The following is a 19752-nucleotide window of genomic DNA, read 5'->3' on the forward strand; positions in this document are numbered from 1 at the left end:
CTGCTCCAGCTGTTCATCATCGGACTGCTCCCTCCAACGCGGACGGTTTGCGACACCGTCATGCTAGTTCGCAGTGACGGTGGTCACAGCCAATCGCCCGAATCGGTCACGCCGCGGGCGCCTCGGCGGCCGGTGCGGAATCCGCGGTGTCAGCGACGCTCTCGTTCGCGGACGGCTCAGCGGCAGGCTCCGACGACTGGTCGTCGGAGGGCTGCTCGGCCGCTGAATCCTGCGACGGCTCGGCGGCGGGCTCGTCGGTGACGGCCGGCGCCTCGGCGGTCGGCGCAGCCTCGGTCGCGGCCTCGGGCGCCGGGGCGGGCTCGGTGGCCGAGGACTCCCCGGACGGTGCCGTGGCCTCAGCGGAGGTGTTCTCAGTGGCCTCCGAACCAACGGTCGTCTGCGCCGAGTCGGCTGCCGCGGAGGTGCTCGTCGCCTGCACATCGGCGACCCGTGTCGCGGTCGACGCGGTGGACGGCTCGGTCGCCGGCGGCGTGGGAGCCGGCTTCTTGGCGAACAGGTCGGTCTCGATCCGCGGCCCATGGTCGGTCATCACGATACGGATGAGGTCTTGCGAGAAGGTCGGGATCACATTGCCGGTGAGGATGCCGGTCACCGAGTCCGGGAAGGGCGCCGGAATGCCGAGCGCACCCACCATGTCGAGCAGGGTCGTCATCGGCGCCAGCGGAGAGCCGAGCGTCAGCGAGAACGGATTCTTGATCGAGTAGACCACCGGGCCGTCGCCCTGCTGCGACTTCTGGAAGATGAACGCGACGCTGGTGCACGACGAGTAGTTCTTTCCGGTCTCCCCGTCGGTGACCTGCGCCTTTCCATACAGCGCCGTGCATATCACCGAACTCTTGGTCGGGTCCGGCGCGTTCGCGATGCCGTCGAGGAAGCCGGTCGCCACCGCGACGCCGCCGAGCGCCGTGGCGGTCGCGTTCTCGCCCAGCCCCATCGCGATCGCGACGCCGAGCGGGAGTGCCCGGACCGAGGTCTCCGACACTCCCGCTCCGATCGACAGCCCCAGGCCGCCGGTGGCCCGCGAATCGGAGACCGCGCCGAGGCTGCCGACCGAGATGGCGCCGGACAGGAAGGCGTCGGCCTGCGCGTTGGCGGTGCCGCCGACGGCGAGCGCCGACGCCAGACCGGTGCCCGCGATCGTCGCGGCGCCCGGGTACGAGGTGCCGAACAGCGGCGCCAGGCTGATGGCAGTGGCCGAATTCATATCGGCGAGGTTCAGGCCCAGATCGGGCAGCACCAGGCCGATCAGGCCGTCGCCGATCTTCGCGAGCACCGCGGGGCGGGCAGCCCCGCAGTCGACGGTGTCGCCGACGGGGCTGGGCGCGGTCTGCTGCCCCGGCGCACACTTGTACGAGGGGAAATCCGGAAGGCCGTTCGCGGCATTCGCCGGCGCGGCGCCGACTCCGCCCGCGAGGAGTGCGGCCGACGCCGCGACCGCGGTGAGGCCCGTCGTCAGACGGGTGCGTCGCTGCCGACGGCTTCGAGATCGGGTATCCATCGAGGTCACCTGGGACTCTTCTCTAATCGAAAGGAATGGCTCACACAGGAGCCCGGCACCCCCGTCGCGCGGGGCTGCCGCCTCCCGCCGCCGGACTCGTACCGAACGGTAACTTTCGAGTGATAAGCACCACTTTCAACCGATCAGGTGACACAGATTCACGGCACGAATTCGGCGTGTCGACTCAGATTCGTGCGCCTCAGCACACTCCCGACACGGACTGGACCCTCTTATTACTCGCGAGTAACATACCGGTGAACGGTAACCGTGACGGCCGATCTGCAGGCGAAGTTAGGCAAACCTTGGCAGACCCGAGCAGGGTCGAACCTTTACGGTAACCAGGGAATAAAGGTTGACGCGGAGTGCTATGACCCGAGCGCTTTGACGTCTTGGTACGACCTGGACAGAAAGGCCGGTACTTCCAGTGACGACGACTACCGCCGTGATCGGAACCATCGCCGTATTACTCAGCCTCGTATGCTGGGCGCTCTTCCTTCGCGGCGTGGGCACGATGGTCCGATCCATCGCCCAGGGCCAGAAGGTGGAGCCCTCGCGGTTCGCCTACCCCGGGAAGCGTTTCGCGACGATGATGAAGGAATTCGTCGCGCACACCCGCATGGTCAAGTTCCGCACCGTCGGCTGGGCCCACTGGCTGGTGATGTTCGGCTTCCTGATCGGCTTCGTCTTCTGGTTCGAGGCGTACGGTCAGATCTTCGATCCCGAGTTTCACTGGCCCGTCATCGGCGCCTGGAACATCTACATCTTCGCCGACGAGGTCCTGGGTCTGGCCACCGTCATCGGCATCGTGGTGTTGATGGTCATCCGTCAGCTGAACCATCCCCGCGTCCCTGCCCGGCTGTCGCGCTTCTCGGGCTCGCGGTTCGGCGCCGCCTACTTCGTCGAGGCAGTAGTCCTGATCGAGGGCCTCGGCATGATCTTCGTGAAGACCTTCAAGATCTCGTCGGGCATCGAGAACCCGCCGGTCTGGACCTCGTTCTTCACGCACTACTTCGCCCAGCTCTTCGAGGGCAGCTCCGTCTACTGGGTCACCGCCGCGGCCGTCGTCAAGCTGATGAGCGGCATGGTCTGGCTCGCCGTCGTCGGCCTCAACATCGACTGGGGTGTGGCCTGGCACCGCTTCGCGGCCTTCTTCAACATCTACTTCAAGCGTGAGAGCGACGGCGGCGTCGCACTGGGTGCGGCCAAGCCGATGATGAGCCAGGGCAAGGTCCTGGACATGGAGACCGCCGACCCGGACGTGGACGCGTTCGGCGCGGGCAAGATCGAGGACTTCAGCTGGAAGGGCTGGCTGGACTTCACCACCTGCACCGAGTGCGGTCGCTGCCAGAGCCAGTGCCCGGCCTGGAACACCGGCAAGCCGCTGTCGCCGAAGCTGATGATCATGTCGCTGCGCGACCACGGCCAGGCCAAGGCGCCGTACCTGTTCGCCGGCGGCCGCAAGGACATGGGCGGCGACGAGGTCGGCATCGTCGACGCCGACGGCAACGTCGACGAGGCCCGCCTGAACAAGGTCCCCGCGGCCGCTCGCGCCGAGGCCGAGCGCAAGCTGGTCGGCGAGTCCGAGGGCACCACCGGTGCCGTCATCGACGCCGAGGCTCTGTGGAGCTGCACCACCTGCGGCGCCTGCGTGGAGCAGTGCCCGGTGGACATCGAGCACGTCGACCACTTCATCGACATGCGCCGGTACCAGGTCCTCATCGAGTCGGACTTCCCGTCCGAGCTCGCGGGCATGTTCAAGAACCTCGAGAACAAGGGCAACCCGTGGGGCCAGAACGCCTCGCAGCGCACTGCCTGGATCGACGAGATGGACATCCACATCCCGGTCTACGGCCAGGACGTCGACTCGTTCGAGGGCTACGAGTACCTCTTCTGGGTCGGTTGCGCAGGCGCCTACGAGGACCGCGCGAAGAAGACCACCAAGGCCGTTGCCGAACTGCTCGACATCGCGGCCGTCGACTTCATGGTGCTGGGCCAGGGAGAGACCTGCACGGGTGACTCCGCTCGTCGTGCGGGCAACGAGTTCCTGTTCCAGATGCTGGCACAGCAGAACATCGACACCTTCGACGAGGTGTTCGCGACCGCGCCCGAGCAGCGCAAGAAGATCGTGGTGACCTGTGCGCATTGCTTCAACGCCATCGGCAACGAGTACCCGCAGGTGGGCGGCAAGTACGAGGTGGTCCACCACACCCAGCTGCTGAACCGGCTGGTCCGTGAGAAGCGTCTGGTGCCGGTCGCCGCACCGGCGGGCGAGCAGGTCACCTACCACGATCCCTGCTACCTGGGCCGCCACAATAAGGTCTACGATGCTCCGCGCGAACTGATGGAGTCCTCGGGCTCCACGCTCACCGAGATGCCTCGCCACGGCGAACGCTCCATGTGCTGTGGCGCCGGCGGCGCCCGGATGTGGATGGAGGAGCAGATCGGCAAGCGCATCAACGTCGACCGCGTCGACGAGGCGCTCAGCACGCTGAACTCCCGGCCGACCGACGCGGACGGCAACAAGCAGGTCCGCAAGATCGCGACCGGCTGCCCGTTCTGCCGCGTGATGCTCACCGACGGCGTGACCGCTCAGACCTCGGGCACCGAGGACGAGGGGCAGGTCGAGGTCGTGGACGTCAGCCAGCTGATCCTGGAGGGCGTCAAGCGCGGCCGTCCGGAGGTCAAGCGCGGCGGCAACTTCCTCGGGCCGATTCAGACCGAGCGCGCCCCCGAGCCCGAGCCCGAGCCGGTCGCCGCTGCGGCGAAGCCCGCAGCTCCCGCCGCCACCGCGGCCCCGGCCGAAGCGAAGCCCGCGGTGGGTCTTGCACCGAAGAGCGGCGGGCTCAAGAAGCCGGGCGGACTCAAGAAGCCCGGCGGTGCCCCCAAGCCCGGCGGTGCCACGGCCCCGGCCGCACCGGCGGCGCAGACCACCCAGGCAGCTCCCGCCAAGGGACTGGCCATGGGCGGCGGGCTGAAGAAGCCGGGCGGACTCAAGAAGCCCGGCGGCGCTCCCAAGCCGGGCGCGGCCAAGCCCGCGGCAGCGGCATCGGCGGCACCCGCGACCGACGACACTGCGACCGAGTCAGCGGCAACCGAGTCAGCGACGAGCGCGGCAGCGGCGCCGGTCGAGACCACGGCCACCGAGGGCAAGGCCAAGGGCTTCGGCATGGCCGGCGGGCTCAAGAAGCCCGGAGCCAAGAAGCCGGGCGCGGCCAAGCCCGCAGCCGCAGCACCGGCCGAGCCGACGGCTCCCGCGGCGACCGAGTCGGCTGCGACCGAGCCGGCCGACGAGGCCCCGGCCGATGCAACCGCCGCCGACACCGGCACGGCGGCCCCCGCTGCCGCTGCCACCACGTCGGGCACCGAGGGCAAGGCCAAGGGGTTCGGCATGGCCGCAGGTCTGAAGAAGCCGGGCGCCAAGAAGCCCGGCGCCCCGAAGGCTGCAGCGACGGCGGCGGAGCCCTCGGCCCCCGCGGAGACCGCACCCGCACCGGAGCCTGCTGCGCCGGAAGAGCCCGCCGCGCCGGCGGCCGGCGAGACCGCCGCTCAGACCGACGAGCCCGCCGAGGCTCCGGCTCCGGCGGCCGGCTCGTCCGACAGCCGGACGATCACCGAGACCGGTGCGTCGAAGGCCAAGGGCTTCGGTCTGGCCGCCGGGAAGAAGCGCCCCGGCAAGTAATTCCGGCAGGAGTCGCCGAGGCGACGACCGCAGAACGATGGCGGCATCGGCCACCCGGAGGGGTGCCGACGCCGCCATCGTCGTCTGTGCGGTCTCGCCGCGGGCCCGTGCGGGCCGTCGGTTCAGCTGGAGGTTCCCGGCGTCGTGGTCGCCGATCCCGACTGGCCCGGCGTCTGCTGCCCGGGAGTCTGGTTCTGATCGGGGGTCTGGTTCTGCTGCCCCGGCGTCTGGCCGTCGCCGTTGGCCGATCCCGGCGGCATCATGCGCCACCGCTGACCACCGAGACCGTTGCGCTCCTGCCCCATGAATCCGCGCATGGTCGCGCCGCGCTCGTATCGCGCCTCGTTCTGCCTGTGGTGGCCGCCGGTGTGGTCACCAGTGACGTAGCCGGCACCGAAGGCGAGTCCCAGACACGCGATGGCTCCGACAACCGCTCCCCCGACGAGCCACTTGCGCCGCACCTCGACGGTCTGCGGGCCGGTGGATGCCGGAGCCGCGACCAGAGGCGGCCGGTGATGGGCCGCCCCGGGCTGTCCCGGCGCGGCCGCCGGGTCGGCGGGCGGCGTTCCGGCGACCGGTGCGATCGGCTCGGTCGGGGCCGTGGTGCTCGTGGGGTCCGGTCCGGCCTGCGGGTCGGGCTGGTGGTCGGATTGGGGCTCGGTCTGCCCGCCGGGGGCCTCCGAGTCGTCGTGCTGGGGTCGGTTGGGGTCAGTCATCCTGGTCGATCCTCGTGTCCGGTGGCGACGCAGTCGTCGCCGTCGACCATCGAGGGAACCCGCCGAATCTGTGAGGTCGCTGGGACGCCCGTACCGGTTCGCTTCGGGTTCGGCGAGGCGCGGCCCGCACCGATACCGCTCTCACCCGCACGGCGCTCAGCCGGCGAAGCTCACCTGATAGATCACTGTCGAGGCCCCGGCCGATGCCGTCGACGACAGTCCCACGTTGACCCACAGTTGCCTGCCGTCGACGTCCTTGCTCAGCAGCACCGACTTCGACTGGGGGTCGTCGACCCGGGAGGACTCCGCGAAACCGGCATCGGTGAGCTTCGTGACGGCGTTGGTCAACGGGTTGCCGTCGGAGGCGTGTGCTTGCACCGTGACCTGCCACTGGGGCGATTCGCCCGATGCGGTGAGCACCGCTCCGTCGACCATCGGCACGTCTGATTCGGGGAAGTCGGACGGCAGCGCGACACCCGGCCGCGACGGCTCGTCATCGGAACCGCATGCGACGAACAGCGCACCCGCACACACCATGATCAGCGCTGCTGCCAGCAGTCTGCGAAAATCCTTCATATCGAAAACGGTAAGGTAGACCTCAAGTTCTCGTCACCACGACACCCCGCCCGCCCGTCCTCGACACAAGTCGGAGTGCCATTTTGATCCTGGTATTGATCGCCCTGGCCGTCAGTGCGCTCATTTCACCACCGATCATCAAGACTCTCGGCTCCCGCGGTTTCTACGTCCTGGCGCTCGCTCCGGCGGCCGGGCTGGCATGGGTGGTCGCCAACTGGCCGGCCCCGGGCGCACCGCCCCGCGTGGAGACGATCGAGTGGATCCCCAGCCTGCAGATGGACATCGTGCTGCGGTTCGACACTCTGTCGGCCGTCATGTCGGTGCTGATCCTGGGCGTCGGCGCACTGGTGCTGATCTACTGCGCCAACTACTTCCAGCAGATGCGCCGGAGAGTCGCGGTCTTCGGCGGCGAACTCGTGGCCTTCGCAGGCGCGATGTTCGGCCTCGTCGTCAGCGACAACACGCTGGTCATGTACGTGTTCTGGGAGGCGACGACGGTCCTGTCGTTCATGCTCGTCGGATTCAACACGGTTCGCGCCACCTCGCGCCGCGCCGCGACCCAGGCCCTGCTGGTCACCACCTTCGGCGGACTGGCGATGCTCGTCGGCATCATCATGCTGGGCGAGCGGACCGGAAGCTACCTGCTGTCGGACCTCGTCGCCCATCCGCCGGCCGGCAGCGTCTACATCGACGTCGCTGTGATCCTGGTGCTGATCGGCGCCCTCTCGAAGTCGGCCATCGTCCCGTTCCACTTCTGGCTTCCCGGCGCGATGGCCGCTCCCACCCCGGTCAGCGCGTACCTGCACGCCGCGGCCATGGTGAAGGCGGGCGTGTACCTCGTGGCCCGGCTCGCACCGGCCTTCGCACCCCTTCTGAGCTGGCAGATACCGGTCATCGGACTCGGTCTGCTCACGATGGTGCTCGGCGGATGGCGATCGTTGCGCGAACTGGACCTCAAACTCGTCCTCGCCTTCGGCACGGTGTCGCAGCTCGGTTTCATCACCGTGCTGGTGGGTGTGGGCGACGCCAACGTCGCCATGGCCGGCCTGGCCATGGTGGTGGCGCACGCGATGTTCAAAGCGTGCCTGTTCATGGTGGTCGGCATCATCGACAAGTCCACCGGAACCCGCGACATCCGCAAGCTCGCACGCCTCGGCGCACGACTGCCCGGGCTCGCCGCGGTCGCCGCGGTGGCCGGCGCCAGCATGGCCGGCCTGCCGTTCACCTTCGGCTTCGTCGGCAAGGAGACCGCCTTCGGCAGCGTCTGGGACACCGGCGCGCTCTCCCCGATGCAGCGGCACGCAGTCGACGTGGTGCTGCTGGTGGGTTCGGTCATCACGTTCGCGTACACCACGCGCTTCCTGTGGGGCGCGTTCGGACGCAAGGTCCGCCGCCTGCCGACCAGGGCCGTCGCACAGCTCGACCAGCCCGCCGTCATGTTCCTCGTCCCTCCGGCACTGCTGTCGGCGGCCGGCGTGGTCGCGGCGTTCGCGTCGGGCTGGATCGGCTCGCTGTTCGAGCCCTATGCGCAGTCGCTGCCCGCCTACGGCGAGGAGATCGAGCATCTCGCGCAGTGGCACGGCTTCGGTCTCCCGGTCGTCTTCTCGATCATCGTCGTCGCCGGCGGCGCCGGCCTGTTCCTGTTCCTGCGTGCGCGCCGCGCGCACGTCTTCGTTCATCCGCCGCGGCTCAACGCCGACCGGATCTACGACGGCGCGCTGCGCACCGCCGACACCGTGTCCCTCTGGGTCACCCGCAACACCCAGCGCGGTTCACTGCCCATCACCCAGGGCGTGATCCTCTCGACCGCGGTGATCCTGCCCGTCAGCGTGTTGTTCCTGGGACGCAGGCAGTCGCTGCACCTGGCGGGATTCGACACCGTCGAAGAGATCGTCATCGGCTTCGTGATGGTCGCCGCGGCGATCGCGACGGCCGTGCTGCGCAACCGCCTCGCCGGCCTACTGACCCTCGGCATCACCGGATACGGCTGCGGCGCCCTGTTCGCCATGTACGGCGCCCCGGATCTCGCACTGACCCAGTTTCTGGTGGAGAGCCTGACACTGGTCGTGTTCGTGCTGGTCCTGCGCAAACTTCCGTCGGAGGCGACCCCGAAGCTGCGCACCGGTCATCGCCCCATCCGCATCGCGATCTCCGTCGCCTTCGGTGCGATGCTGGTGGTGATCGGGCTGTTCGCCGCGGCGGCACGGTCCACCGAGCCGCTGCACGTCTACCTCGGCGACGCCGCGTACGAGTTCGGTCACGGAGCCAACGCGGTCAACGTCCTGCTCGTCGACATCCGCGCCTGGGACACCCTCGGCGAGATCTCCGTCCTGATCGTCGCGGCGACCGGAGTGGCCTCGATGGTGTTCCGGAGCCGCCGGTTCGGCGCCGTCCCCCGGGTCACCGACTCGGCACTCGCGCAGCGCCGCAACGGGGACGACGCCGCACACGGACGCACCACGTGGCTGCGCGGCAGCGAGATGCGTGATCCGGCGCAGCGGTCGCTGATCCTCGAGGCCACCACCCGGCTCGTCTTCCCGACCCTGGTGGTGCTCTCGGTCTACTTCTTCTTCGCCGGACACAACGCACCGGGAGGCGGGTTCGCCGGCGGTCTGGTGATGGGCCTGGCCCTGGTGCTCCGCTACCTCGCGGGCGGACGCTACGAACTCGGCGAGGCGATGAGAGTGGAGGCAGGCACCATCCTCGGCGCCGGGCTCGCGGTCTCGGCGACCACCGCGGCGGTGTCCCTGGCGCTCGGTGCTCCGGCGCTCTCGTCCGCCGTCATCGATCTGAGCCTGCCGGTCTTCGGCGAGTTCCACATCGTCACCGCCCTGTTCTTCGACCTCGGCATCTACCTGATCGTGGTGGGGCTGGTCCTGGACATCCTCCGGAGCCTCGGCGCCCGGCTCGATGTGGCCGACGCCCCGCCGGAGCCCGCCGAACCGGCCGCTCCCGAGCCCGAGGAGGTGAGGTGATGTCGGTGAACCTGGGCCTGTTGATCGTGGCCGGAGCCATGGCCGCCGCGGGCGTCTACCTGCTGACCGAGCGCAGCCTCATCCGCATGCTGTTCGGCCTGCTGCTGGCGGGCAACGCGTTGAATCTGATGATCCTCGTCCTCGCCGGTCCGCCCGGCCATCCGCCGATCCGCGGGCGCGAATCCGACGGGGCGAGCTTCGACACCGACCCGCTGGCGCAGGGAATGATCCTGACCGCGATCGTCATCACCTTGGGCATCGCGGCCTTCGTCCTGGCCGTCACCTACCGGCTCTTCAAGATCAATCAGGCCGCCGAGGAGGAGAAGCTGCCGCCGGGCGCGGAGGCAGCGACCGACGACGAACTCGGCGACGACGAGGAAGACATCAAGATCCTCACGGGAACACCCGAGTCCCAGCCCGATCGCGATCTCAGCGACGATCCGGCCACCGGCGCCGACACCGTCGCCGGCGACCTGTTCGACAAGTACGGCAACCCGCTGACGCCGGAGGAGTTCATCGCGGCGCACCTCAACGTCCACGAGCCGGACCTGATGCCCGAGGACGCCGAGGTCCTGGAGTACCTGCCTTACGACGGCGACGAGATGCCGCGGGACGCGGACGAACCGAACGACGACGAGCACGCGAAGGGGGCACGATGACGCCGCAGACGTCCTGGATCCCGGTCCTCATCGTGCTGCCGACGATGGTTCCGCTGCTGGCGGCCGCCGTGACGCTGCTGGCCGGCCGGAGCCCCACCATCCAGCGCGCGGTCTCGGTGTCCGCCATCGGCGTCGCGCTGATCGCGTCCGGCCTGATGCTCTACCTCACCAGCGCTCACGGGACCTTCGCGGTCAACGTCGGCGGCTGGGACGGCCGCGGCATCGCGGGTACGCCGCTCGGCATCACCTTGGTGGTCGACCGCCTCGCGGCGCTGATGCTGGTCATCTCGCTGACCGTGCTGCTGTGCGTCGTGGTCTACGCGATCGGGCAGGGCATCAGGGACGGAACCACCGAGCAGCCGGTGTCGATCTTCCTGCCGACCTATCTCATCCTGACCGCGGGCGTCTGCAATTCGTTCCTCGCGGGCGACCTGTTCAACCTGTACGTCTCGTTCGAGGTGCTCCTCGCGGCGAGCTTCGTCCTGCTCACCCTGGGCGCCAGCGCCGAGCGCGTGCGAGCCGGCGCGTCGTACATCATGGTGTCGATGGTGTCGTCGCTGATCTTCCTGGCCGGCATCGCCTTCGCCTATGCGACCACCGGAACCCTCAATCTCGCCGAGATGGCCGTCCGGCTCGACGACGTGCCCGACGGCACCCGCAACGCGCTGTACGCGGTCCTGCTGGTGGCCTTCGGCATCAAAGCAGCCGTGTTCCCCCTCTCGACGTGGCTTCCCGACTCCTATCCGACCGCTCCGGCCCCGGTGACCGCGGTGTTCGCGGGTCTGCTGACGAAGGTCGGCGTGTACGCGCTGATCCGCACGCACACCCTGCTGTTCCCCGGCGGATCGATGGACAACGTGCTCATGATCGCGGGACTGCTGACCATGCTCGTCGGCATCTTCGGCGCCATAGCGCAGTCGGACATCAAGCGACTGCTGTCGTTCACGCTGGTGAGCCACATCGGCTACATGGTGTTCGGCATCGCCGTCGGTTCCGAGCTGTCCACCTCGGCGGCGATCTTCTACGTCGCCCACCACATCCTCGTGCAGACCACGCTGTTCCTGGTGGTGGGACTGATCGAACGGCAGGCGGGGTCGGCGTCGCTGCGGCGCCTCGGCGGACTCATCGCGAGTCCGCTGCTGGCCGGGCTGTTCCTGATCCCGGCGCTGAATCTCGGCGGCATTCCGCCGTTCTCGGGATTCATCGGCAAGGTAGCGCTGCTGGAGGCCGGTGCCCAGGACGGATCGGTGCTGGCGTGGGTGCTGGTCGCCGGGTCGGTCGTCACCAGCCTGCTCACCCTGTACGTGATGGCCCGTATCTGGACCAAGGCGTTCTGGCGGGCCCGCGCCGACGCGCCCGACGGCGCCATGGCGTCGAGCACCGCGTCCGCGCTCATCGAAGAGGGCACCGACGTCCTGCTCGAGGAACGCGAGGACGTGGGCCGGATGCCGGTGGCCATGGTGCTGCCCACGATGGCGATGGTGGCCGCCGGTCTGGCGCTGACGCTGTGGGGCGGGCCCATCTTCCACTTCACCGACGACGCCGCACACGGCGTCCTCGACCGCAGCGAGTACATCTCGACGGTTCTGCACGGGCCCGACCCCGCGCACGCCACCGACGGAGGCCGGCCATGAGCAACACGCCGTTCCCAGACAAGCCGCACGCGAAACCCGTCGGAAAGCGCCCGGTGGCCGCATTCTTCGGCAACCTGTGGCGGGTCACCCTGGTGCACCTGGCCTGGCCCGCGGTCCGGACCTACGTCTGGCTGAACGAGAACCTGCACGCACCGGCCTGGGCCGGCGGCTCGCTGCGCGAGTTCGGCCTGCGACTGTGGGGCTTCGCCTGGCTCACCTTCGTCTGGGTGCTTCTCTGGGGCGACGTCACCTGGGCCAACATCGTGGTCGGCGCGTTGATCGCCCTGCTGGTGATGGTCCTGCTGCCGCTGCCGCGGGTGCCGGTGGAGGGTCGGTTTCACCCGCTCTCGGCGCTCAAGCTCGTCGGCACGATGATCTACAACTTCTTCCTCTCCAGCGCTCAGGTGGCGTGGGCCGCGGTGAAGCCGGGCGATCCGCCGCTCGGTGCGGTGGTCCGCGTGCACATGGCCATCAAATCCGACCTCACGCTCACGCTGGCCGTCGACTACATCAACCTGGTGCCCGGCACCATGGTGGTCGAGATCGATCAAGACCAGCGGATGCTGTACATCCACGTCTTCGACGTGCGCAAACAGAAGTACATCGACGAGTTCCTGAAGCAGATGGCCTACGTGGAGCGACAGTTCATCAAGACCTTCGAGCGCGACGACGAGTGGCATCCGAGTCCGTTCCACGGAATCGACGACGATTACCATCACGTCCCGTTCGCCGACCGCCGTCGGGTGGTCGAGCAGGAGCGCTCACGGAAGGAGAAGGCATGACCGTCGTCTGGATCATCAGTGCCGCGATGCTGCTCACCGCCGTGCTCCTGACCGTCTATCGCACGCTTCGCGGGCCCTCGACCCTCGATCGGCTCGTCGGCGTGGACGCGCTGGTCGCCATCGCGATCTCCGGTCTGTCGGTGTGGGTGGCCTACACCACCGACACCACCGTGGTCCCGGGCATCGTGGCGCTGAGCCTGGTGGGTTTCATCGGGTCGATCGCCGTGGCCCGTTTCCGAGTGAGGGACGACCAGTGATCCTCGACGTCGTGGCCGCGGCGCTGATCCTGCTCGGCTCGCTGCTGGCCCTCACCGCCGCCATCGGGATCGTCCGATTCCCCGACACGCTGAGCCGGATGCACGCCGCGACCAAGCCTCAGACGTTCGGCATGATCCTGGTGCTCGCGGGCACCTTCATCAGGCTCGACAGCCACCCGGACGGCGGAATGCTGGTCCTGACCGGCTTGTTCGCACTCATCACCGCGCCGGTGGTCGCCCAGCGCGTCGGCCGCCTCGTGTATCGCGAGCAGGCCCTGGGGGAGGATGTTCTGGACGAGGACGAACTGTCCTCGCGAAACGGCGGGTAGCGCCACCGCGGTCGCGGACGCGTCCGCTAACCGAGTTCGGCGACCACCGAGTCGACCACCTTGCGCATGTCGCCGGTCTCGGAGAGGACCCGGCGCTGCCGCTGGTAGCTGGCGCCGCCGGCGATGATGTCGGCGACCGTACCCAGTTCCTCGAGGCAGCCCAGCGACGCCGCCACCGGTTCCAGACGCACCAGCAGTTCGGCGAGGTCCTCGGTCACGAGGCGCTCCGAGCATTCGGCGTCTTGGATGATGATCGCATCGAGCCCGTAGCGGGCGGCGCGCCACTTGTTCTCCTGCACCAGCCACGGAGCCATCTGCGGCAGCGTCTGTCCCGCCGACAGGCGCCGGTCGAGGTCGACGATCAAGCAATGGGTCAGGGCGACGATCGCCGCGAGTTCACGCCGGTTCGACACTCCGTCGCAGACCCGCACCTCGATGGTTCCCAGATGGGGCGACGGCCGGATGTCCCAGCGGATCTCGTTGAGGTGGTCGATGATCCCGGTGGTCTTCTGGTCCTGCGCGAAGCCCTCGAACTCCGACCACGACTCGAATTGGAACGGCAGCCCCGCCGTCGGCAACTGCTGGAACATCATCGCGCGGTTGCTCGCATACCCCGTTGAGCGTCCGGCCCACATCGGCGACGACGCGGACAGCGCGAGCAGATGCGGATAGAACTTCAGCAGCGACGACAGGATCGGCAGCACCTTGTCGCGGCTGTCGATGCCCACGTGCACGTGCACGCCCCAGATCAGCATCTGCCTGCCCCACCACTGCGTCCGCTCGATCAACTCGGCGTATCGGTGGCCTTCGGTGAGTTGCTGGGCGGACCACTCCGCGAAGGGGTGGGTGCCCGCGCCGTACAGATCGATGCCGATCTCGTCGCACAGCCCGCGCACCACGTCGAGCGACCCGCCGAGATCGTCCATGGCCTCGCCGACGGTGGTGCAGATGCCGGTGACCAATTCCACCGTGTTGCGCAGCAGTTCGCGATGGATCTTGTCGCGTTGATCGCCGGCACGCGCGTCGACGAGCTCGAAGAGCCGGTCTGCGGCGTTCGACAGGTCGCGACTCGACTTGTCGACCAGGGCGAGTTCCCACTCGACCCCGAGCGTCGGCTTCGGCGACCCGTGGAACGGGATCGCCGCCGGAGTGGTCACCGCGGCTCCTTGCCTCGGGTCGGCGCTAGCTGGTCTGCGAGATCACGCCGCAGGCCAGGCGCGGGGCCTCGGAGCCGCCGTCGGCGAGATCGTGAAGGATGACGGCCTTGCCGCGGATGTCCTGGACGGTGAACGCGTCGGTGGTGGTGCTGGCGCTGGCGGTGCCGTCCTTGAGGACGTTCAGCGTGGCCAGATCGCCCGACTCCGGCTTGCCGGTGTGACCGTCGGCCTGGAAGTGACCGCCGGCGGTGGAGAACCCGGTCGCGGGCTCGCACTTACCGACCGTGTGGATGTGGATGCCGTGCTCGCCCGGCTTCACACCGGCCACCCGCATCGACACCTTCACGGCCTCGCCCTCCTGCGAGAAGCTGACGAAGCCCACGCGGTTGCCGTCCTTGTTGACCAGAGTGGTTGACGCGGACTGCGCGCTCGCCGGGATGCCGTCGGCGTTCACGACGTCGCCGGGAGCCACCTGGTCGCCGGTAACGACCGCGGGGGTGGTGCCGGGCACGTCACTCGGCTGCTCGTTCGGGGTGCAGGCCGAGAGTGCCAGGGCCGCGCCGCCCGCGGCGGCCACGGCCGCCATGACCCGGACGGTCGAAGCGCGATTGGTGCTACGGACGGTCATGTGTGCTCCTTAGTCGTCGGCGCTGTGGTCGGCTGGGCGGATCTCCATCCGCTTCGCGTGCACGTTGGGGCTGTTGCCGTGTTCGCTGATGTTTACTGTTCGCCAATGATTATGACGGGTGCGTCCGGTCCGCGTGCTACCGGCTCACCACCACGACCGGCAGGCCCTCCGGGCAACGCGTGAAAGCCGTCGGCCGGGGGTTCAGGGCGGCACCGCCCGGCACGGCCGCGGCCACCTTCTTGGCGGCCTCCTCCTGCTCGGGGGAGTAGAAGATGGTGTTCTCGCTGACGCTGGACGTACTCAGGTTCGCCGTCTCACCGACCTTGAATCCGGCGGCCGTGAGCTCCTTGCTGACCGAACCGGCCAGACCGGTCACATTGCCGGCATTGAGGACGCACAGTTCGGGCACGCCTTCGGTGTCCGCGGCGGGCGCGGTGCTGCTGGACGGAGACTTGCTCGACGTCGCCTGCTCCTGCTGCTTCTCCGACTCGGCGGCGGCCTGTGCGCTCTGCCCGGCGGCCTTGAGGCCGGCGTCGGGATCTTCACCGCTGGTCGTCAACTGATGGATGCCGAGGCCGAGGCAGACGACCGCGATCGCCAACAGCAGCATGGCACCCGCACGCAGCGGAAGTCGGTTGTTCTCTCGCTCAGCATTCATCACGGCAACTCTAACCCACCGGCCACCCGCGCAGCCCGTGCGCAGGCCGTGCCCGCGTCAGGTGATCTCGAACCCGAGCCGTCGTGCCGCGCGGGCCTTCTGGCGCGAGGCGCGGAGCCGACGCAGACGCTTCACCAGCATCGGATCGGCGGCGAGCGCCTCCGGGCGGTCCACCAGTGCCCCCAGCACCTGGTAGTAGCGGGTCGCGGACAGGTTGAACAGTTCCTTGATCGCGTCTTCCTTGGATCCCGCGTACTTCCACCACTGCCGCTCGAAGTTCAGGATCTCCCGCTCACGCCGGGTCAGTCCGTCGGGACCCACCTCGTGGGGGTCGAGGTTCGCAGCCTGGTCGCGGGCTCCGTCGATCGCCGAGGGGTCGTCGCCCTGCGGGCTACTCGCCGTTGCGCCGTTCATCTCGCTCCTCAAACAGCTGGACCGTGCATTCACACCGGCTCGCACGCCGCCTCGGCGCACGAATGACATCAGTGTGGTTCCGTCGAACATCTAACCACGATCGCGGCCGCCGTCCGTGCCGACGCACCGCAGCGAAACCGGACCTCTCGCGCAGTAGACTGCTCTGTCATGGCAATTCTCCCGATCTGCATCATCGGCGAACCCGTGCTGCACCAGCCGACCACCCCGGTCGAGCTCGACGCCGACTCGAAGCCCTCGGCCGAGATCGTCGCTCTGCTCGACGACATGTACGAGACCATGGACGCCGCCAACGGCGTCGGACTCGCGGCGAATCAAGTGGGCCGGCCGCTCCGGATGTTCGTCTACGACTGCCCCGATGCCGGCGTGCGCCGGCGCGGCGAGGTGATCAATCCGATCCTGGAGACCTCCGAGATCCCCGAGACGATGCCCGATCCCGACGACAACGACGAAGGCTGTCTCTCGGTGCCCGGTGAGGGCTTTCCGACGGGGCGGGCCGACTGGGCCAAGGTGGTCGGCACCGATCGCAACGGCGACCGCGTCGAGATCGAGGGCACCGGATTCTTCGCCCGGATGCTGCAGCACGAGACCGGACACCTCGACGGATTCCTGTACGTCGACGTGCTGATCGGGCGCAACGCGCGGGCGGCCAAGAAGGCGATCAAGCGCAACGGCTGGGGCGTGCCCGGCCTCACCTGGCTGCCGGGCACCGTCACCGATCCGTTCGGCCACGACGACTGACCCGCCCGCCGTGCCGTCGCCGGACCCGTCGCCCGTCTCTCGCGGACCGCAGCCCGCGGTCGGCGATCGAGTGGTGGTCCGGTACCGGCTCGGCGCCGACGCGCCCGCCGATTGGCGGGCCTCACCCAATCCCCCGACCGATCGCTCCCCCAGCCTGTCGGACATCACCGGGCTGCTCCGGGAGCGGACCGGCGAGGCGATCGTCGTCGAGCGCGACGGCGTCCGCCACCGCATCCGCACCGATGCGATCACGTCGGTGCGACTGCTCTCGCGACGGGTGGTGCGCAACTCCGAGATCCGCGGCGTGGAGCGAGCGCTGATGCGCGCCGCACCGGCCGCCGAGCGAACCGAGACCGACGGGTGGCTCGTCAACGGCGCCGGCGACTCTCTGCGGTCGAGAGCCGCGGCACCGGTCGACTTCGGCTCCACCGCGGCCGGTCTGCCCGCGGCGCTGCGCTGGCTCGACGGCCGGGGGCTGCCGCGCCGCGTGATCGTCGCCGACCGGCTGATGCGCGTCGCCTCGCTGGGTGCGGCGATCGCGAGTTCGGCCGATTACGAGGTGCTGGTCGGCCCCGAGCCGACGGCCCCCACCCCGCCCGGCGACTGGGCGCCGATCGCCGACGGGGTGGTCGCGGTGACGGTGGCGGCGTCCGACGACTCGGCCCGCGCGGCGTGGCGGGCACTGGACTTCGAACTGCACCACACGTGTCGCCTGCTGGCTCTGTAGCGGCGGCGCGATGAATTACGGTGGACGGCGATGCCGAACTCCACCGACCCCGACCTGACCAGGCGACGAATCATCGCTTCGGCGCTCGCCGTCATCGCGCTGCTCGCCATCGCGGCGTTCACGTGGTGGATCGACGGCCGCGACAGCCCCGACGACGCGTCGTCCGCACCGACGTCCACGGTCGCCGGCCCGCTCCTCGGCACGTCCACGGCGGCGCCCGGCCCGGCGACGGTCGAGGCGAGGGGCGGCGACGCTCCCACCCGGGTCACCAAGACGCTGAACGAGATCGATTCGGGCCGGTGGCCGGAGGCGGCGAACGCCCCGGGCACCCACGGCGGCGACACCTTCCGGAACAACGAGCGCAAGCTGCCGGTCAAGTCCGCAGACGGGCGGCGCATCGTCTACAAGGAATGGGACGTCAACCCCAAGAAGCCGGGACGCGGACGTGACGCCGAACGCATCGTGACCGGCAGCGACGGGTCCGCCTGGTACACCCTCGACCACTATCGGACCTTCGTCCAGATCCGGGGGCCGTCGGCGTGACCACCGCTTCCCTGACCGAATTCCTCGCCGGCGAGGGCCCGGCGACAGCGCTCGCGGTCGGCGACGTCACCACGTACCGCACCGGCGCAGCGGTCCGGCGGTTGCCGGGCGACCGGATGCGCACGCTGGACGGACTGTACGACCGCTTCGCCGCCGCATGGGACTTCCCCGGCCACTTCGGGCACAACAAAGACGCGTTCGACGACTGCATGGGCGACCTCCCCACCGGTCTGCGGACCCCCACCGGCGCGCGGGCGACGGCATTGCTGACCGTCGTCTCCGATGCCGGCCGACTCCTGGCCGACGCTCCGGAAGGCGACTTCGAGTGGTTCGCCACCTCCCCCGCGCACTGGCGGGAGCGGCTGCGCCGATCGGGCCGCCGCTTCGGACTCGTCCTGCTCACGTCCGCCGACGACGCGGCCGCCGTCGCAGGCCGGTGGGAGGGTGCCGGTGCGCCCCTGATGCGGTTGCGGCAGGATTGACGCCATGCGCCTGGCGACGTGGAACGTGAACTCGATCCGCGCCCGATCCGAGCAGGTCGTGGCATGGATGAATCGGCATGCGATCGATGTGCTCGCGATGCAGGAGACCAAGTGCACCGACGATCAGTTCCCGGTGATGAGTTTTCTGGCCCACGGCTACGACGTCGCGTTCCACGGGTCGAGCGGATACAACGGCGTCGCGATCGCGTCCCGGATCGGGGTGCACGACATCCACATCGGATTCGACGGGCAGCCGCTCTACGCCGGTGAACGGGAGGCGCGAGCCATCTCGGCGACCTGCGGAGGCGTGCGCGTCTGGAGCCTGTACGCCCCCAACGGGCGCGAGCCGGGACACGATCACTTCCAGTACAAACTCGACTGGCTCAGCGCCCTCGCCGATGTCACATCGCTGGAACTGTCGCACGATCCCGCCGCCCAGGTCGCTCTCGCCGGAGACTGGAATGTGGCGCCGACCGACGAGGACGTGTGGGACCCCGAGTACTTCGCGTCCCGCACGCACACCTCCGACGAGGAGCGCGCCGCCTTCCGCCGCTTCGTCGAAGGCGGATTCGTCGACAGCGCGGCCCCCTTCACCCCCGGTCCGGGGACCTACACCTTCTGGGACTGCCAGGCCGGGCGCTTCGCCCGCAACGAGGGCATGCGCATCGACTTCGCGCTCTGCTCCCCCGCCTTGGACGACCGTATCCACGACGCCTTCATCGACCGCGACGCCCGCGCCGCGGAGGGCGCCAGCGATCACGCCCCCCTCGTGTTCGACCTGAGCTGATCCCGGCGGGTGCGCCGGTCGGTCCGCCTCAGGCGGAGGCCATCGCCACCATGCCGGGATGGGCGTCGAGGAAGTGCTTGGTGAAGGTGCACAGCGGCCGCACCTTGAGCTGGTTGTCGCGCATGTACTGCATGGCGCCGCCGGTGAGCCGAGTGGCCAGCCCGTGGCCGCTGTACTCGTCGTAGAGGACCGTGTGGAGGATCGTCACCACCTCGCCGTCGGGACCGTCGTCGATGCGATAGCCGAGCACGCCGACCAGGTCGCCGCCCACCCGCAACTCGAAGCGCTCCCGCTCCGGGTTGTGGGAGACCTCGGAGATCTGATGCAGCAGCGAGCGCGCCGACTGCGGCGGATGCGAGTGACGGACTTTGCGATGCATTCGTTGACCTCCTGTGACCAGCGTCACAAGATTACGTTCGTTCGACGGGGAGACGCAAGTCACATCTGTCACATCTGCATCACGATGCGACG

20 protein-coding genes are annotated in these 19752 nt (G+C 69.0%); 12 read left to right on the top strand and 8 right to left on the bottom strand.

What is annotated here, in order from left to right:
- Positions 1-106 precede the first annotated feature (106 nt).
- On the bottom strand, positions 107-1519 hold the full coding sequence (locus P5P27_RS17085; protein ID WP_278125210.1) for a hypothetical protein: 1413 nt from the start codon (positions 1517-1519) through the stop codon (positions 107-109).
- A gap of 424 nt (positions 1520-1943) precedes the next feature.
- On the opposite strand from P5P27_RS17085, the gene P5P27_RS17090 reads away from it, so the two are divergent.
- Positions 1944-5198 (top strand): (Fe-S)-binding protein, encoded by a 3255-nt coding sequence (locus P5P27_RS17090; protein ID WP_278125211.1) that lies wholly within the window; start codon positions 1944-1946, stop codon positions 5196-5198.
- Positions 5199-5320: 122 nt separating this feature from the next.
- Here the strand turns inward: P5P27_RS17090 and P5P27_RS17095 are convergent, their stop codons facing one another.
- Positions 5321-5914, bottom strand: a complete 594-nt coding sequence (locus P5P27_RS17095) for a hypothetical protein (protein ID WP_006898008.1) — start codon at positions 5912-5914, stop codon at positions 5321-5323.
- 156 nt (positions 5915-6070) lie between these two features.
- Positions 6071-6490 (bottom strand): hypothetical protein, encoded by a 420-nt coding sequence (locus P5P27_RS17100; RefSeq protein WP_006898007.1) that lies wholly within the window; start codon positions 6488-6490, stop codon positions 6071-6073.
- Positions 6491-6573: 83 nt separating this feature from the next.
- Between P5P27_RS17100 and P5P27_RS17105 the strand changes: the two genes are divergently transcribed.
- The 6 genes from P5P27_RS17105 to mnhG are packed head-to-tail and all read left to right on the top strand — an operon-like array spanning position 6574 to position 13126.
- Positions 6574-9465 carry a Na+/H+ antiporter subunit A gene (locus P5P27_RS17105; protein ID WP_006898006.1) on the top strand — a complete coding sequence of 964 codons (2892 nt, stop codon included), beginning with the start codon at positions 6574-6576 and terminating at the stop codon, positions 9463-9465.
- Positions 9465-10124 (top strand): Na(+)/H(+) antiporter subunit C, encoded by a 660-nt coding sequence (locus tag P5P27_RS17110; protein ID WP_062366465.1) that lies wholly within the window; start codon positions 9465-9467, stop codon positions 10122-10124. The genes P5P27_RS17105 and P5P27_RS17110 overlap by 1 nt, the downstream gene beginning before the upstream one ends.
- Positions 10121-11758, top strand: coding sequence for a Na+/H+ antiporter subunit D (locus P5P27_RS17115; protein WP_278125215.1), 1638 nt, complete (start codon positions 10121-10123; stop codon positions 11756-11758). Before P5P27_RS17110 ends, P5P27_RS17115 begins: the two co-directional genes overlap by 4 nt.
- On the top strand, positions 11755-12540 hold the full coding sequence (locus P5P27_RS17120) for a Na+/H+ antiporter subunit E (protein WP_006898003.1): 786 nt from the start codon (positions 11755-11757) through the stop codon (positions 12538-12540). The genes P5P27_RS17115 and P5P27_RS17120 overlap by 4 nt, the downstream gene beginning before the upstream one ends.
- Positions 12537-12797 carry a monovalent cation/H+ antiporter complex subunit F gene (locus P5P27_RS17125; RefSeq protein ID WP_006898002.1) on the top strand — a complete coding sequence of 87 codons (261 nt, stop codon included), beginning with the start codon at positions 12537-12539 and terminating at the stop codon, positions 12795-12797. The genes P5P27_RS17120 and P5P27_RS17125 overlap by 4 nt, the downstream gene beginning before the upstream one ends.
- Positions 12794-13126: a monovalent cation/H(+) antiporter subunit G gene (mnhG, locus tag P5P27_RS17130; protein WP_006898001.1), complete on the top strand. Its 333-nt coding sequence runs from the start codon at positions 12794-12796 to the stop codon at positions 13124-13126. Before P5P27_RS17125 ends, mnhG begins: the two co-directional genes overlap by 4 nt.
- A gap of 26 nt (positions 13127-13152) precedes the next feature.
- Here mnhG and P5P27_RS17135 read toward each other — a convergent pair whose 3' ends face one another.
- The 4 genes from P5P27_RS17135 to P5P27_RS17150 all read right to left on the bottom strand — a co-directional run bounded on the left by P5P27_RS17135 (position 13153) and on the right by P5P27_RS17150 (position 15983).
- Positions 13153-14283 (bottom strand): glutamate--cysteine ligase, encoded by a 1131-nt coding sequence (locus P5P27_RS17135; protein ID WP_006898000.1) that lies wholly within the window; start codon positions 14281-14283, stop codon positions 13153-13155.
- Between the two features lie 25 nt (positions 14284-14308).
- Positions 14309-14911, bottom strand: a complete 603-nt coding sequence (locus P5P27_RS17140; RefSeq protein ID WP_006897998.1) for a superoxide dismutase family protein — start codon at positions 14909-14911, stop codon at positions 14309-14311.
- Positions 14912-15047: 136 nt separating this feature from the next.
- Positions 15048-15569, bottom strand: a complete 522-nt coding sequence (locus P5P27_RS17145) for a LytR C-terminal domain-containing protein (RefSeq protein ID WP_006897997.1) — start codon at positions 15567-15569, stop codon at positions 15048-15050.
- Between the two features lie 57 nt (positions 15570-15626).
- Positions 15627-15983 carry a nucleoid-associated protein NapA gene (locus P5P27_RS17150; RefSeq protein ID WP_006897996.1) on the bottom strand — a complete coding sequence of 119 codons (357 nt, stop codon included), beginning with the start codon at positions 15981-15983 and terminating at the stop codon, positions 15627-15629.
- A 168-nt stretch (positions 15984-16151) separates the two neighbouring features.
- Between P5P27_RS17150 and P5P27_RS17155 the strand changes: the two genes are divergently transcribed.
- The 5 genes from P5P27_RS17155 to P5P27_RS17175 are packed head-to-tail and all read left to right on the top strand — an operon-like array spanning position 16152 to position 19281.
- Entirely contained in the window at positions 16152-16742 is a 591-nt protein-coding gene (locus tag P5P27_RS17155) for a peptide deformylase (protein WP_045539684.1), read from the top strand.
- Positions 16743-16752: 10 nt separating this feature from the next.
- Complete coding sequence (locus P5P27_RS17160) at positions 16753-17469, top strand: GNAT family N-acetyltransferase, cg3035/Rv0428c family (protein ID WP_278125223.1); 717 nt, start codon at positions 16753-16755, stop codon at positions 17467-17469.
- Between the two features lie 30 nt (positions 17470-17499).
- A complete protein-coding gene (locus tag P5P27_RS17165) occupies positions 17500-18012 on the top strand; it encodes a guanyl-specific ribonuclease (protein ID WP_278125225.1) in 513 nt (170 codons plus the stop codon).
- The gene (locus P5P27_RS17170; protein WP_278125228.1) at positions 18009-18494 is read left to right on the top strand and encodes a barstar family protein; all 486 of its coding nucleotides are present in this window, start codon (positions 18009-18011) and stop codon (positions 18492-18494) included. The genes P5P27_RS17165 and P5P27_RS17170 overlap by 4 nt, the downstream gene beginning before the upstream one ends.
- 4 nt (positions 18495-18498) lie before the next feature.
- Entirely contained in the window at positions 18499-19281 is a 783-nt protein-coding gene (locus P5P27_RS17175) for an exodeoxyribonuclease III (RefSeq protein ID WP_278125229.1), read from the top strand.
- Positions 19282-19309: 28 nt separating this feature from the next.
- On the opposite strand, the gene P5P27_RS17180 is transcribed toward P5P27_RS17175, so the two are convergent.
- Positions 19310-19660, bottom strand: a complete 351-nt coding sequence (locus tag P5P27_RS17180; RefSeq protein WP_006897990.1) for a GNAT family N-acetyltransferase — start codon at positions 19658-19660, stop codon at positions 19310-19312.
- Positions 19661-19752: the final 92 nt, after the last annotated feature.

It is taken from the genome of Gordonia sihwensis (genome assembly GCF_029632925.1).
Lineage (GTDB): Bacteria > Actinomycetota > Actinomycetes > Mycobacteriales > Mycobacteriaceae > Gordonia > Gordonia sihwensis.

Excerpts from the sequence above, each read along its gene's own strand:
- P5P27_RS17085 (WP_278125210.1), bottom strand. The coding sequence starts at position 1,519 with ATGGATACCCGATCTCGAAGCCGTCGGCAGCGACGCACCCGTCTGACG.
- P5P27_RS17095 (WP_006898008.1), bottom strand. The coding sequence starts at position 5,914 with ATGACTGACCCCAACCGACCCCAGCACGACGACTCGGAGGCCCCCGGC.
- P5P27_RS17100 (WP_006898007.1), bottom strand. The coding sequence starts at position 6,490 with ATGAAGGATTTTCGCAGACTGCTGGCAGCAGCGCTGATCATGGTGTGT.
- P5P27_RS17110 (WP_062366465.1), top strand. The coding sequence starts at position 9,465 with ATGTCGGTGAACCTGGGCCTGTTGATCGTGGCCGGAGCCATGGCCGCC.
- P5P27_RS17115 (WP_278125215.1), top strand. The coding sequence starts at position 10,121 with ATGACGCCGCAGACGTCCTGGATCCCGGTCCTCATCGTGCTGCCGACG.
- P5P27_RS17120 (WP_006898003.1), top strand. The coding sequence starts at position 11,755 with ATGAGCAACACGCCGTTCCCAGACAAGCCGCACGCGAAACCCGTCGGA.
- P5P27_RS17125 (WP_006898002.1), top strand. The coding sequence starts at position 12,537 with ATGACCGTCGTCTGGATCATCAGTGCCGCGATGCTGCTCACCGCCGTG.
- P5P27_RS17140 (WP_006897998.1), bottom strand. The coding sequence starts at position 14,911 with ATGACCGTCCGTAGCACCAATCGCGCTTCGACCGTCCGGGTCATGGCG.
- P5P27_RS17145 (WP_006897997.1), bottom strand. The coding sequence starts at position 15,569 with ATGAATGCTGAGCGAGAGAACAACCGACTTCCGCTGCGTGCGGGTGCC.
- P5P27_RS17150 (WP_006897996.1), bottom strand. The coding sequence starts at position 15,983 with ATGAACGGCGCAACGGCGAGTAGCCCGCAGGGCGACGACCCCTCGGCG.
- P5P27_RS17155 (WP_045539684.1), top strand. The coding sequence starts at position 16,152 with ATGGCAATTCTCCCGATCTGCATCATCGGCGAACCCGTGCTGCACCAG.
- P5P27_RS17165 (WP_278125225.1), top strand. The coding sequence starts at position 17,500 with ATGCCGAACTCCACCGACCCCGACCTGACCAGGCGACGAATCATCGCT.
- P5P27_RS17175 (WP_278125229.1), top strand. The coding sequence starts at position 18,499 with ATGCGCCTGGCGACGTGGAACGTGAACTCGATCCGCGCCCGATCCGAG.
- P5P27_RS17180 (WP_006897990.1), bottom strand. The coding sequence starts at position 19,660 with ATGCATCGCAAAGTCCGTCACTCGCATCCGCCGCAGTCGGCGCGCTCG.